Genomic DNA, 13,290 nt, shown 5'->3' on the forward strand with positions numbered 1-13,290 from the left:
CCGTCATTTCTCACTAAAGGAAACTGCCATGCGGAAATACATCAAATGCCGGTCTGTCGACCGAAGGAAGAAGTTCAGCATCGTCCTTAAACCAGACGAGGACGGCACTGGAATGTGGTTCCTCGGAATGCCAGGGTTCGCCGTCCTGCTCACTGAAGAACAAATGGTTCAACTCGGAAACTCCATCGCTGACTTGCTGGAGTCAACCGAGTGAAGAAACCACCATTCCCAAAAACCAGGAGCCTACCCAAAAACCTCTACCCAATCCGAGACGCCTCACTGACAGGAGCCTCATGCGCAGGACACTCACCACTCTTCGACGCCGACATTCAAGGCGAAACCAAGCAGCAGCGCGAAGCCCGCCACCACCAAGCCCGCACCATATGCAGACATTGCCCAGTGCTCACACAATGCACCGCCGTCGCCGGCCGGCTCCCCCAGGATCATCGACAAGGCCTGTGGGCAGGGATTCTGCTCGACAACACCAAATAATTCATAGAAAGGAAGTCACCAATGACCAACTTTGACACCCCAGCAGTAGGACGCGCGAGGCAACAGCTCGAAGCAATCCGGATGCTAAAGGCAGCAGCATCAACCAAGACGAACAAGTACGTCATCATGACACCGTTCCAGGCTGGAGCAGTCACTCTAGGGACTCTCGTCGCCATCAACGACATGACCATGAAGACGCTCTTCACCGAAGACCAGCACCACGCAATTCTGGACGCATGGGCTGACCGGATCCGCACCGAACTCGAGGCAGCAGAATGAAGCAGCTCCCACAACCGGACCCGCGCGGGTGGCTGGCCTTCACCGGCTTAGATAAAAAGCAACAAGCAGCTGAAGATGCCACACAGTACGCAGACCATGAGAACTACTGGCACAACCAAGGAGGATTCAGCTACCAGTACAGCCAGCAAGACGGCTGCGAGTTGCGGGTGCTCGAACGAGATGCCACTGCCACGGAGCGCGAGCTTCTCACCAGTCTTGGTCACCACGTTCCGGAAGAACTAACAACCAGTGTGCACATGCGCGCTCATGGCGTGCGATTCCGTTTCTGGCCACAACTCGAAGAACAACAAGAAGGAGACTAATCATGTCCGACACTGAACAGACCACCACCGACGTCGACCCCACCCCAGTAGTCGAAGGCACCACGGAGAGCAACGCCCAGCAGGACAAGGTGAAGCACGCGCGTAACGAAGCCGCCAAGTACCGCACCAAGCTCCGTGATACTGAAGCAGAACGCGACGCTCTTGCCGCCAAGTACGAGCTGCTAGCAAAAACCGTGATTGCCGACACAGCACAGAAGAACTATCGCGTTACCCGCGAAGCCCTCTTTGACGCAGGAGCCGAGTGGCAAGACCTCATCGACGACGAAGGCAAGGTCAACCTCGAAGCCTTAGACCAAGCCGCACAGGTTGCAATCCAACGCTACGGCAAACCACAGCCGAAGCCGGAAGCACCCAACCAAGGACGCGGAACTTCAGGCGTAGACGCTACACCAAACTGGGCTGAAGCACTCCGCCGATAATCCCCTCCCCCTATTCAGAAACCCCGCCCCACCTGCTAAGATTAGTAGACGTAGGGCGGGGTTATCCGTTGGCCAGGCGCCACTTACCCACGCCCCAGCATCACGCCCCAGGCAGGGCACCCCCACAGCATCGCGCAGGCCGCGACCAAGGGGAAAAAACAGTAACGTTTCAACACCTGCCTAGGAGGGCAGACACATGCTTAACACCACCAATTCCGTGCCGGTACTCACCCCGGAACAGGTACAGCAACTACTCGTCAAACCAGTCATTGACCAGTCGATTGCCGCACAGGTTTCCACTGTCGTTATCACCAGCTCTAAGACCACTCGGTTCCCAATGCTCACCAAGGATCCAGTTGCAGCGTGGACGGCCGAAGGCGCCGAGATCACGCCGAGCGATCCAGAATTCGCAGAGCTCGAAGTCACACCAACAAAGGTCGCTGGACTCGTAATCGCAACGAATGAAATGATGCGTGACTCGAGCGCCGAAGCAGTCAATCAGATTGGTGAAGGACTCGTTCGAGATATCACACGCGCAATCGACGCTGCATTCTTTGGAGCACTCGACGCACCAGCGCCGCAAGGACTCAACACGATTGAAGCGACGGAAATCAACGGAAACACTGCAAACCTTGATTGGGCTGAAGAAGCCATTGCAGCAGCAGCCAACAACGGTGCAACTGTAACCGGCTTCGTCGCTAACCCGGCTGATATCCTCACCCTGGCAAAGCTGAAGGAGTCCAAGGACTCCAACCGTGGACTCCTTGAACCGAACCCAACTGTCCCCACCGGCCGACTCGTAGCCGGGGTGCCACTGCACTCCACCACCGCAGTACCCCAGGGCACCGTCTGGGCAATCCCCAACGCCTTCAGCAATGTTGTCGTGCGTGAATCTGCAACCGTCGTCGCAAGTACCGAGCAGTTCTTCACCAGTGACCGAACTGCCGTGCGTGGCACCATGCGAGTCGGCTTTGGTTTCACTCACCCGACCGGAATTGTGAAGGTCACTCTCACCGCCGCGTAAGCACCCCACCGCAGGGATAAAAGCGCCCCAGTGGTTTAACTGCAACCCCGGCATCACAACGCGGCCACGGCAGGCCTACGCCGCTGTTTCGCAGCGCTACGAATATCTGGACGAGCAGTTAACCCCTGGGGGCTATCCCCCACCCAACGAGCCGCCGAAGCCCCCGAAGGCGTAGGCGTTAGGGCTGTGTACGAGACTGGGGTTCGAGCCACGAGGTGGCTCTACTTCGTGTTGTAGCAGCGTGTGGCGTGTTTTTAGCGAGTCTTTGAAGTGTGTGTGCCCTACAGTTTTGGGTCGCTTAAAACGCTATACAGCGCATAAGTCGTAACACTGGCCTTCGCGTGTTTAGGCCGGTGATTTCTAATTGGAGGTGATTAATTTGGGTGGCCGTGGACGTCCTCCGAAGCCTGCAAACATGAGAGCTCGGGGTAATCGTGATCCATTCCCAACACGTGTGATTGAGTCCGCTCCGGTTCCCCAGCCACCTTTGCCGGAGGCTATGCCGGATGGTCGCCCGTGGCCGCAGATTACGCGGGCGTGGTGGCGCATGTGGGGTAAGGACCCGTTGGCGGCTGATTTCCGCGCGACGGACTGGGCGGAGCTCCGGGATACCGCGGCTATCCACGGTGCTTATTGGTCTGGTGACTTCAAGTTGGCTGGAGAGCTTAGGCTTCGTACTGCCAAGTTTGGTGCGACGGCTGAAGATAGGGCTCGTCTTCGTATCCAGTACGCGGCTGCTGATAAAGCGGATGAGAAGCGGGAGCGTGCTCGTCATGGTGCTGATAGTCGCTATGTGGGGTTGCGCGCCGTGGATCCAGCGGATTAGCTGTTGGCGCTGTTCAGGCCGGTGCGCTAGGACGCTCTGTAAGCGGTTGAAGGGTGCTATAGTACGTGCGCCCCGCGTTTAACCGCTTAGAATCGATTTGCGAACAGGGGTATTGCAGGCCACCGAGCCTAAGCCCCACGCAAGCGCACCAACTCCGGTCATGATGACCGTGCAGGTACTCATTTTTGAGTTCGTCGAGGTCTGCTTGTGGCAGCGCGGTCGCGCGGGGTGACGGCTCCGGTTCAGGTTCCGGTTCTCGCTTAGGTTGCGTAGCCGGACGAACACGGCCATCAGCACTCACTCGTGTCTCCGACTGCGCAATTTGCGCAGTCGATTCCAGCTCCCGGCGCACACTGCCAACAGTGTTGTCGCTCGTTCCGGTGCGTCGTGCGTGCTCACGGTTAGATAGGCCGGGGTCTGCCTTCAACGACTCCGCAATCAACGCGCGGGCATGGTGGCCATAGTTGTACTCACTTTGCGCGAAAGTAACCGTAACGATGAACGTAATGGTTATGGGGTGGCGATTCACCACCGAATCGAAGCAGCGTTACACTTCGCCACTTGTCTAGTGATTCCGATTATTATTTGGACACTTTTTGGACACTTTTACGTGAAAACGAGAAAAAAGCCAGGTCAGAAAACTCTCTGACCTGGCCTTTTGGTGCCCCCAGTGGGACTCGAACCCACACTGAAAGGATTTTAAGTCCTCTGCCTCTGCCAATTGGGCTATAGGGGCCCCTAGGAAAGATTAATGGGGCACGTGCGTATCTACCAAACTTGCTACTATGCCGTCGAGAATATCCTTCTCGCTGATGTAGAAAGATTGCTGGTCAGCGGGCATGGCACCTGGGAGCGACTGGAAAAGATCCATTAGCCCCTCGACGATGATGGCCCCGCCGGCAAACACATCGGCACGCCCTGGATGCATCACCGGGTTGGCAGCCAGCGATTCCACATCGGACTCCACCACAGAGGCCGTCAGCGCGCGGAGTGCGGCAAAGCGCAGCTGCGACAGGTGAATGGCCGCAGGATCATAGGTTTCCAGCCCCTGCGCCAGCGCCGAGAGCGTGGTAAAGGTGCCAGCGCACCCCACAATAGTGCGCGCGGTGTGTACCGGCACCTGGGTGGCAATCTCCTCGGTCAGCTGCGCCACATAGTCGTGGGCCTGCGCCACTTCCTCATCAGTCGGCGGTGAGGTGTGCAGGAAGCGCTCGGTAAGGCGAACGCTGCCCATCGCAACGGAGTCAGAGCCGGCCACCGTGCCGTCGTGATCGCCCACGATGACCTCGGTGGAGCCGCCGCCCACATCAATCACGCAGAATGGCCCCAACTCCGGGTCCAAGTCATCGACTGCCCCGCGGAAGGACAGCGCGGCTTCCTCATCACCGGAGATGACCTCGGCCTCGGCACCCCACGGAGCGAGAATCTCGCGGGTCATGGCGAAAAAGTCCTCGCGGTTCGACGCATCACGCGTGGCCGAAGTTGCGACCATCCGCACAGCCTTGACCTGCTCCGCCTGCATCAGTTCGGCGTATTTGGTCAGTGCGACGCGGACTCGCTCGAGTGCCTCCGGTGCCAGCTGACCGGTGGCATCAACGCCTTGGCCCAACCGCACAATTTCCATCAGACGGTGAAGTTCGGTGATTTCCAGGACTCCGTCGACAAGCTCAACTCGGCTAATGAGCAGGCGAATTGAGTTGGTACCGCAGTCTACCGCTGCCAGTGTGGTCATTTACCCCTCCGCCCCTGGATACTCGATGCCAAGGTCTTCAATCGTCGGCCAATCAGCCGGAATTGCGGTGCCGCGCAGCCTTTCATTTTCCGCTGCTAGCGCCACTGACTCTGTACCCAGGCGGAAGTGCTCCGGCCCCTTCGCCAGCGCATATGCAATCAGAACATGCAGGCACTTCACACGGGTCGGCATACCGCCGCCGGAGAAGTCCGTCCCTAAGTCCTCCATCGCATTGCGCTCTGCCAGGAATGCCTCGTGTGCACGCAAGTAATCGGCTGCGAGCTCCTCATCGTTTTCCAGGCGCGCAGTCATATCCTTCATGACTCCGGTGGTCTCCAACCGTGAGGCCTCCGCCGTCAGGCGCGGATCAGTCAGGTAAAAGAGGGTGGGAAACGGAGTGCCATCATCCAGGCGCGGCTTCGTCTTGACCACACCGGGTGTCCCATCCGGGCTGCGGTACGAAATCTCCACCACACCCCGCGGCTCACGTCCCAGCTGCTCCGCTACAACTTCCAGATCTGCGGTGTCAACAGACATTCGCCACACTCCCCTTTCCACACTTCACTGACACATAATCTCACAGCCGCCCAACACGCGCGTCATTACGCTTTACGACGGACACCTCAACTGCGCACGCCACGTCCACCGAAGAAGAGGTGTTTGAGGCAGTGCGAAGGTGGTTTATGACTCCGGAACCGTCGGCAAGTTCTCTGGCCTGGTGGCTTGGTCGCGCGCCGGATTCGGTCGAGTCGACTCAGGCTCAGGCGGAATGGAAATCGAATCCCATAAGGTTTCGTACCACTTCTTCGCCTGATGCTCCGGGATCGCCTCCGGCTCGGTTACCGGCTGCTCCCCCACTGCTGGGTCGAGAATTCTAAATGGTGTCTCGCCCGGTTCAATCAGGCCGAGGCGCAGGCGTGCCTGCTCCTTGATGTAGGCCGGATTGGAGTAGAGCTCCTTTTCATCTTCCAACTGGGAAATACGCCGCTCCATGCGGGCGATATTGTCCCGAGTCTCAGCAACATCCGCCTGCTGCTGCGCGAATGTGCGCAACGGAATGGCCAGCGTTGCCACCAAAAAGAGCACCAGCAGCCCGATTCCGATTTTCTGCGCTGTGCTCAGCGAGCGCATTCCCGATGCAATTGCCGACGCCGAACGCCCGCGCCCCTGCGTGGGACGCGTTTTTGTTCCGCGACGAGATTGCTCCGATGCACTCATGTCCCACACTCTACCCGACGCCTGGACAATAAAATAACGAAAAACCCGCTCGAACCAATCAGTCGGTTCGAGCGGGTCAGTGCTGTCAGTTATGCCTCAGCGACATCAGTTGCACTTACTTAAGACGTGGGAATGCGCTGCGACCAGCGTAAACTGCAGCGTCACCCAGGTACTCCTCGATGCGCAGCAGCTGGTTGTACTTAGCAACGCGCTCGGAGCGAGCCGGAGCACCGGTCTTGATCTGGCCACAGTTCAGGCCGACAGCCAGGTCAGCGATAGTGGTGTCCTCGGTCTCACCGGAGCGGTGGGACATCATCGTCTTGTAGCCAGCGTTGTGGGCCATTGCGACGGCCTCGAAGGTCTCGGACAGAGTACCAATCTGGTTGACCTTGACCAGCAGAGCGTTAGCGGCCTTCTTCTCAATGCCCTCAGCCAGACGCTTCGGGTTGGTGACGAAGAAGTCGTCGCCGACGATCTGAACCTTGTCGCCGAGCTGAGCGGTCAGGGTGGTGTAGCCCTCCCAGTCATCTTCCTGCAGCGGATCCTCGATGGAGACGATGGCGTAGTTCTCAACCAGGTCAGCGTAGACAGCTGCCATCTCCTCAGCGGTGTGCTCGCCGCCTTCGAAGTGGTACTTGCCATCCTTGAAGAACTCAGAAGAAGCAACGTCGAGAGCCAGTGCAACATCGTCGCCCAGCTTGTAGCCCGCAGCCTCAATTGCCTCAACAATCAGGTCAAGAGCAGCCTTGGTGGAGTCAACCGACGGAGCGAAGCCGCCCTCATCGCCGAGACCGGTGGACAGGCCCTTGTCCTTAATGACCTTCTTCAGTGCGTGGTAGACCTCAGCACCGACGCGCAGTGCTTCCTTGAAGGTCGGGGCACCAATCGGAGCAATCATGAACTCCTGGACATCAACGCCGGAGTCAGCGTGTGCGCCACCGTTGAGGATGTTCATCATCGGAACCGGCAGAACGTGACCGTTCGGGCCACCGACGTAGCGGAACAGATCCAGGCCAGCGGACTCGGCGGCAGCCTTGGCAACAGCCATGGAAACACCCAGGATTGCGTTAGCACCCAGGCGGGACTTGTTGTCGGTGCCGTCCAGCTCAATCATGGTTTTGTCAACCAGACGCTGGTCCTCAGCCTCTAGGCCAATAATTGCGTCCTCAATCTCCTCGAGCACGGCGCGGACAGCCTTCTCGACGCCCTTGCCCAGGTAACGGTCTCCGCCGTCGCGGAGCTCGTGTGCCTCATGAACGCCGGTGGAGGCACCGGACGGAACCGCAGCGCGGCCCACAGCGCCGTCTTCCAGCAGCACCTCAACCTCAACAGTCGGGTTACCGCGGGAGTCCAGAATTTCGCGTGCGTTCAACTCGATGATTGCAGCCATAGGTCACCTTTCCGCCGGAACCGTTCCGGCACTTGCCTTCAATTGTGGCACGGTTTGGCAACCTTCGCCGTAAATGGAATTCTGCCTAGGCGGGCTGGTTCAGCGCATAGTTGGCCGCAGCATCGCGAACATCGCGAAGATACTGCTCAGACTGGTTATAAGAGCGAATTGCGTCTGCCCACCCTTCCGGGGTGGCAAGGTCACGACCACCACTGCAGAGCATCCGTGCGGCCGTCGCTGTGGCGTCGTCAATGTGGTTTGGATCCGCAACGCCGTCACCGGAAGCATCCGTCGCAAAGCGTTTCCACGTCTCTGGAATAAACTGCATCGGCCCCACGGCGCGGTCATAACGAGTGTCGCCGTCGAGTTTGCCGTTATCGGTATCCGGTACCTCGGCAAACGCGCCGGTGCCGTCGAGCGGCGGGCCGATAATCGGCGGGCGCACTACCCCATCGGGACCAATTTGCGCGGGCTTGAGCCAATTGCCGGAGTACGTGCCGTGCCGAGTTTCAACCTGCCCCAGGCCAGCGAGCGTATTCCACGACAGGTGGCACTCCGGGGATTCCTCGGCGGCCAGCACATAGGCATTGCCATAGGCTCGCACTGCGTCTTCCGAAATCCCGGTCTCCGGCGCAATCTTCTGCGCCCACTGCCGCAGCTGGTCGGACGTGCGCCCGGGCGCGTGGATATCAATCATCGGTGGCGCTTCCGCAGCAGCCGGCGGCACGTTATCGGGAATCGGCTTCTTCGTAATCGACGGCATAACCGGGCCGGTGAACATACTGAGCGCCCCAACCGTGCCGATAATTATGAGCACCGCCAGCGTGGTCACACCGAGGCAACCGCAGCCTCGATTGGACTTCTTTTTCCCCTTACTGCGGCCACGCGAATTCGCCCCGCGGGGTACGGGGTGCGCGTATTCGTCGAACTGGGAATTAGAAGGCATGAAGAATTACTCTACGGGCAAAGCCCTGGAATCAATTCAATCTCGAGGACAGCGAGTGTTTTACGACTCTTCGCTTGCCGACGGTTCTTGCGTCTGGGCCAGCTCTGCCAGGAATGCCCGGGCGGCCTTGCGGGTGCGCTCCTCCGCCCCGGAGTCGGTCTCCAACCCTGGCGTTGGCACCAAGATTTCCACTGGAATGTCCGTATCCGCCATGCCGAGCGCACGAGCACGGCGAATAGCTTCCTCCGCCAGCGTCAGAGCAGGCAGCTGAGTAGCCGGCATCGAGCGCGGACGACCGCGGCCGTAGCTCCACAGACGTTCCTGCTCTTCCTCGGAGACCATCTGGCCTTCCTCGACAGAGCCGTCAAAAAGGTACGGCTGACGGGCACGCATCTTCAAAATGAAGTCGGTGGCCACGTCGTCGAAGTCGAAGTCCTCGGCGATTTCCGCATGGAAGAGAATCTGTAGCAGCAGGTCTGCCAGCTCACTGCGGATGTCACCGCCCTCATTGACGGCATCGACGAACTCGTAGGTTTCCTCAATGAGGTACGGCAGCAGGCTCTGGTGAGTCTGGCGCGCTTCCCACTGCCCGGTGCGACGTGCCTTAGCCATGATGTCAATAGCTTCTTCGACATGTGGCAGGCGGGATTGGACCGCCATCGGCGCAGGCGCAGGGACAGTTTCTGGTTCCGGGTCGGGTTCCGGCTGCGGTTCGGGATCCGGAGCCCCTTCAAGCTCGACAGAGTAGACCTTCTCACCCGCATCAAGGCGGTCGAGCACCTCGTCATTGTCCATATCGGTGGTAACCAGAATCTCAGCCTGCGAGACCGAGTGGCCACCGGCATCGGCGATGGCCCAGCGCACACGGATGGGGACTTCCTCGGTGTAGCTGACTTCACCTGTCAGCAGGCTAGCGGCTTCCAGCGGAATGGCCGTTGGAAAGCGGCTATCGAGCTTGATGATAGTCATACGTTTTCTAGTCCTTTCCCATGTGCGAGATGTCCATGCGAGGAATTCCCGCCATCGATGTCAAGAAATCTGCGACCCACTGCACCAATGCGATATCGCGAACAGGTTTTGCCCGCAATCCTCGTCCTTCCTTCGGCATGCCGACGGACACCGTGCGTGTTGCCGCACGATACGTCGCCTGTGGGTACAGGCGCTTGAGGCGCACTTGCTTGGAGTCAGCAAGCTCCATAGGGGTTATTCTAATGTGCGCACCCATAGCTTGAACTTCATGCACGCCGAATTCACGGCAAATAATTCGAAGACGTGAAATAACTGCCAGTCTTTCCACCTCAATGGGTGGGGTTCCGTAGCGGTCTACGAGCTCTTCAAGCACCACATCGATATCGTCCAGCGCAGTAGCGGCAGCAAATTTGCGGTACGCCTCCAGCCGCAGGCGTTCCGACGACACATAATCAGCCGGAATATTCGCATCCACCGGAAGGTCAATTCGAACTTCCTTCGGCTCATTATCGGAGGCATCCGGAGTTTCACCGTCAGCCACCGCCTTCAGCGCGGCAACGGCCTCACCGACAAGGCGGACGTACATGTCGAAACCGACACCGGCGATATGTCCTGACTGCTCCGCTCCGAGAATACTGCCGGCACCACGCATTTCCAGATCCTTCATAGCCACGGCCATACCGGCGCCCAAATCATTGTTCTGGGCAATCGTTGCCAGACGGTCATACGAGGTCTCCGTCAGCGTCTGATTTTCCGGGTAGAGGAAGTAGGCGTATGCGCGCTCGCGGGAACGCCCCACACGTCCGCGCAGCTGGTGGAGCTGCGAAAGACCCATGTGGTGGGCATTTTCCACAATCAGCGTATTGGCATTGGCAATGTCCAGGCCGGTCTCCACGATGGTGGTACACACCAGGACGTCGTACTCGCGCTGCCAAAAGCCATCGACCGTGCGCTCCAGCTGGTCTTCCCCCATCTGGCCGTGTGCGACCACCACCCGCGCCTCGGGCACCAAGTTGCGGATATGCTGTGCCACCTTGTCAATGGTTGCGACCTTATTGTGCAGGTAGAACACCTGGCCGTCGCGAAGCAGCTCACGCCGAATCGCAGCGGCAATCTGCTTATCGGACTGCTCGCCGACGTAGGTCAGCACCGGATGGCGATCCTGCGGCGGGGTGAGAATCTGGCTCATCTCGCGGATGCCGGCAATCGACATCTCGAGTGTGCGCGGAATTGGCGTGGCCGACATGGTAAGCACGTCGACGTGATGGCGCAGCGCCTTAATGTGTTCCTTGTGCTCGACGCCGAAGCGCTGCTCCTCGTCGACGATGACCAGGCCGAGTTCCTTCCACTGCACGCCGGTCTGCAGCAGGCGGTGCGTACCGATGACAATGTCGACATCGCCGGACTTCAACCCTTCGAGAACCTGCTTGGATTCCTTCGGCGAGGTAAAGCGCGACAGGCCGCGGATGGTGACCGGGAAGCCCTCCATACGCTGGGTAAATGTGGCCAAGTGCTGCTGCGCCAAAAGCGTGGTCGGCACCAGCACCGCCACCTGGCGACCATCCTGGACGGCCTTGAACGCCGCACGCAGCGCCACTTCGGTCTTGCCATAGCCGACATCGCCAATGAGCACGCGGTCCATCGGCACCGGCTTTTCCATGTCGGACTTAATCTCTTCAATGGCCTGCAGTTGGTCTTCCGTTTCGACGAAGGGGAAATTGTCCTCCATCTCGTGCTGCCACGGGGTATCCGGCGCGAACGCATGGCCCGGCGCGGCTTGGCGCTCCGCGTAGAGCTTCACCAGCTCCTCGGCGATTTCACGGACAGCACCGCGCGCCTTGCGCTTCGTGGACTTCCAGTCCGAGCCGCCCATCTTCGACAGCGTCGGCTTCTCACCGCCGACATACCGCGACAGCAAATCCAGGCTCTCCATCGGCACAAAGAGCTGGTCAGCCGGGCCACCGCGCTTGCTCGGTGCATACTCCAGCACCACATATTCGCGCCGAGCCTGATCCTCACCAGTGCCAATCGTGCGCTCAGTGAGCTTCACAAACCGACCGATGCCGTGGGTGTCATGCACCACGTAGTCACCGGCTTTCAGCGCCAGCGGGTCAACGCGGTTACGGCGCTTCGCGGGTTTACGCTTTCCCCGCAGCGCGCCCTCAGCGATGCGGTTGCCCGTAATATCCTGCTCCGTAATCAGCGTCAGCGCGCCGCCCGGAATACGCGGAAACATCAGGCCACCATGCAAAACGCCCTGGTAGACGGTGATTCGTCCCGCTTCCGGCTGCTCGGGGCCGGTGGCGATGCGCGTCGCAATTCCCGCCTCGCGGAACTTCTCCGCTTGACGACGAGCCCCCGCGGGCGTGGCCGCCACGTACGCCACGCGCTCGCCTGCGACCGTGGCATCGCGCAGCTGCTTCATCAGGCGACCAATCTCCTTCAAGTCACCGCGCGGTGCGGGAGCCGGCTCAAAGGTCAGTGGCAGCACCTCATCTTCAGTGACCCCGGCCTCCAGCATGCCGGGCGGGGAAATATGCCAGGAGGTGGGCATTGGAATGGAGGCCAAGCTGCGGTACGCACTCGGCTCTAACCCATCGGTGGCAATCGGCGTGGAGCCACCCATCGCCGCCGTTTCCCACGCCGCGGCCATGAATTCCTCGCCAGCGCTAATTAGGTCATCCGCGCGGGAACGAATCCGCTCCGGACCGCACATCAGCACATGGGTTTTCTCCGGCATGACCTCGGTGAGCATCTTCATTGGGTACTGACTAATCAGCGGGATCAGCGATTCCATGCCCTCGACCCACTGGCCGTCGCCGATACGTGTGAGCATCTCCTGGACTTGGCCCGAGCGCGTGGTGGCGAGTTTCTCCGCGGAGGCCTTCACGGCGTCGTCGATAAGCAGTGCGCGACACGGAAAGATGTCGAGCTTGTCGACTTCCACCTCAGCAATCGTGCGCTGGTCGGCGACGGAAAATGCGCGCAGATCGGTGACTTCATCGCCCCAGAGCTCAATGCGCACCGGCAGCTCTTCGGTCGCCGGGAAAACGTCGACAATGCCGCCGCGCACGGCAAACTGACCGCGCCTGCCGACCATATCCACATGTGAATAGCCATGGTGCACCAACCGCTCCACCAAATCCTCACAGTCCTGGTCCAGCTGCACGTGGATCGGAGCGCTGGCTTCATCATCGAGGTCATCGACAATCGGCTGCACCAGGGAGCGCACCCCCGCTATCAGCACGTCGACCTTGCCACGGCGAACGTCGTAAAGCGCTTTACGACGCAGCGCAACGGTGTCCACCGCCGGCGAGAGCTTCTCATGCGGCAGTGTTTCCCAGGACGGGAACATGGTGACTCGGTCGCCGATCATGGACTTGACCTCGGCCGTCAGGTCCTCTGCCTCACGGCCGGTGGCAGTGATAACCAGCACCGGCACCTTCGTCGACATCGCGTAAATGAGATGCGAGCGAACCGAATCAACACCTGTGAGCGCCAGCTCGTCTTCATCGAGGTGGCCGAGCACTCCGACAAACTGCGGATCAGTGGCAACCAGATCAGCGAGCCCCGATAGCGGGTTCGGCAAAATGACAGGCGAGGAAGTTGGCATAGCCCCAATATAACCACTGAGGCGGATTTCACCTCAGC

Annotated in this window: 13 protein-coding genes and 1 tRNA gene; 6 read left to right on the top strand and 8 right to left on the bottom strand. The window is 59.6% G+C overall.

Features of this window, described 5'->3' with window-relative positions; genetic code table 11:
* Nucleotides 1–210: 210 nt before the first annotated feature.
* The 6 genes from Q4E11_RS10640 to Q4E11_RS07570 all read left to right on the top strand — a co-directional run bounded on the left by Q4E11_RS10640 (nt 211) and on the right by Q4E11_RS07570 (nt 3,384).
* A complete protein-coding gene (locus tag Q4E11_RS10640) occupies nt 211–492 on the top strand; it encodes a WhiB family transcriptional regulator (RefSeq protein ID WP_368410413.1) in 282 nt (93 codons plus the stop codon).
* Between the two features lie 21 nt (nt 493–513).
* The gene (locus Q4E11_RS07550) at nt 514–771 is read left to right on the top strand and encodes a hypothetical protein (protein ID WP_303164892.1); all 258 of its coding nucleotides are present in this window, start codon (nt 514–516) and stop codon (nt 769–771) included.
* Entirely contained in the window at nt 768–1,094 is a 327-nt protein-coding gene (locus tag Q4E11_RS07555; RefSeq protein ID WP_303164893.1) for a hypothetical protein, read from the top strand. Before Q4E11_RS07550 ends, Q4E11_RS07555 begins: the two co-directional genes overlap by 4 nt.
* Nucleotides 1,095–1,096: 2 nt before the next feature.
* Entirely contained in the window at nt 1,097–1,534 is a 438-nt protein-coding gene (locus Q4E11_RS07560; RefSeq protein WP_303164895.1) for a hypothetical protein, read from the top strand.
* 196 nt (nt 1,535–1,730) lie between these two features.
* Nucleotides 1,731–2,558: a phage major capsid protein gene (locus Q4E11_RS07565; protein WP_303164896.1), complete on the top strand. Its 828-nt coding sequence runs from the start codon at nt 1,731–1,733 to the stop codon at nt 2,556–2,558.
* 415 nt (nt 2,559–2,973) lie between these two features.
* The gene (locus Q4E11_RS07570) at nt 2,974–3,384 is read left to right on the top strand and encodes a hypothetical protein (protein WP_303164898.1); all 411 of its coding nucleotides are present in this window, start codon (nt 2,974–2,976) and stop codon (nt 3,382–3,384) included.
* A gap of 659 nt (nt 3,385–4,043) precedes the next feature.
* Here the strand turns inward: Q4E11_RS07570 and Q4E11_RS07575 are convergent.
* The 8 genes from Q4E11_RS07575 to mfd form a co-directional block, all read right to left on the bottom strand.
* Nucleotides 4,044–4,120, bottom strand: a tRNA-Leu gene (locus Q4E11_RS07575).
* A 12-nt stretch (nt 4,121–4,132) separates the two neighbouring features.
* On the bottom strand, nt 4,133–5,116 hold the full coding sequence (locus Q4E11_RS07580; protein WP_303164900.1) for a Ppx/GppA phosphatase family protein: 984 nt from the start codon (nt 5,114–5,116) through the stop codon (nt 4,133–4,135).
* Nucleotides 5,117–5,653, bottom strand: a complete 537-nt coding sequence (locus tag Q4E11_RS07585) for a DUF501 domain-containing protein (RefSeq protein WP_303164901.1) — start codon at nt 5,651–5,653, stop codon at nt 5,117–5,119.
* A 144-nt stretch (nt 5,654–5,797) separates the two neighbouring features.
* A complete protein-coding gene (locus Q4E11_RS07590; RefSeq protein ID WP_303164903.1) occupies nt 5,798–6,334 on the bottom strand; it encodes a septum formation initiator family protein in 537 nt (178 codons plus the stop codon).
* A 115-nt stretch (nt 6,335–6,449) separates the two neighbouring features.
* A complete protein-coding gene (gene eno, locus Q4E11_RS07595) occupies nt 6,450–7,724 on the bottom strand; it encodes a phosphopyruvate hydratase (protein WP_303164906.1) in 1,275 nt (424 codons plus the stop codon).
* Between the two features lie 85 nt (nt 7,725–7,809).
* Nucleotides 7,810–8,505 (bottom strand): lytic transglycosylase domain-containing protein, encoded by a 696-nt coding sequence (locus Q4E11_RS07600; protein WP_303165096.1) that lies wholly within the window; start codon nt 8,503–8,505, stop codon nt 7,810–7,812.
* A 225-nt stretch (nt 8,506–8,730) separates the two neighbouring features.
* The gene (locus Q4E11_RS07605; RefSeq protein ID WP_303164907.1) at nt 8,731–9,639 is read right to left on the bottom strand and encodes a MazG nucleotide pyrophosphohydrolase domain-containing protein; all 909 of its coding nucleotides are present in this window, start codon (nt 9,637–9,639) and stop codon (nt 8,731–8,733) included.
* 7 nt (nt 9,640–9,646) lie between these two features.
* Nucleotides 9,647–13,252, bottom strand: coding sequence for a transcription-repair coupling factor (gene mfd / locus Q4E11_RS07610; protein WP_303164909.1), 3,606 nt, complete (start codon nt 13,250–13,252; stop codon nt 9,647–9,649).
* Nucleotides 13,253–13,290: the final 38 nt, after the last annotated feature.

The sequence above is a fragment of the Corynebacterium sp. genome, assembly GCF_030532195.1.
GTDB lineage: Bacteria > Actinomycetota > Actinomycetes > Mycobacteriales > Mycobacteriaceae > Corynebacterium.

Bases quoted from the DNA above. Each gene is read 5' to 3' on its own strand.
- Q4E11_RS07550 (WP_303164892.1), top strand. From the start codon at position 514: ATGACCAACTTTGACACCCCAGCAGTAGGACGCGCGAGGCAACAGCTC.
- Q4E11_RS07555 (WP_303164893.1), top strand. From the start codon at position 768: ATGAAGCAGCTCCCACAACCGGACCCGCGCGGGTGGCTGGCCTTCACC.
- Q4E11_RS07560 (WP_303164895.1), top strand. From the start codon at position 1,097: ATGTCCGACACTGAACAGACCACCACCGACGTCGACCCCACCCCAGTA.
- Q4E11_RS07565 (WP_303164896.1), top strand. From the start codon at position 1,731: ATGCTTAACACCACCAATTCCGTGCCGGTACTCACCCCGGAACAGGTA.
- Q4E11_RS07570 (WP_303164898.1), top strand. From the start codon at position 2,974: ATGAGAGCTCGGGGTAATCGTGATCCATTCCCAACACGTGTGATTGAG.
- Q4E11_RS07580 (WP_303164900.1), bottom strand. From the start codon at position 5,116: ATGACCACACTGGCAGCGGTAGACTGCGGTACCAACTCAATTCGCCTG.
- Q4E11_RS07585 (WP_303164901.1), bottom strand. From the start codon at position 5,653: ATGTCTGTTGACACCGCAGATCTGGAAGTTGTAGCGGAGCAGCTGGGA.
- Q4E11_RS07590 (WP_303164903.1), bottom strand. From the start codon at position 6,334: ATGAGTGCATCGGAGCAATCTCGTCGCGGAACAAAAACGCGTCCCACG.
- eno (WP_303164906.1), bottom strand. From the start codon at position 7,724: ATGGCTGCAATCATCGAGTTGAACGCACGCGAAATTCTGGACTCCCGC.
- Q4E11_RS07600 (WP_303165096.1), bottom strand. From the start codon at position 8,505: ATGTTCACCGGCCCGGTTATGCCGTCGATTACGAAGAAGCCGATTCCC.
- Q4E11_RS07605 (WP_303164907.1), bottom strand. From the start codon at position 9,639: ATGACTATCATCAAGCTCGATAGCCGCTTTCCAACGGCCATTCCGCTG.
- mfd (WP_303164909.1), bottom strand. From the start codon at position 13,252: ATGCCAACTTCCTCGCCTGTCATTTTGCCGAACCCGCTATCGGGGCTC.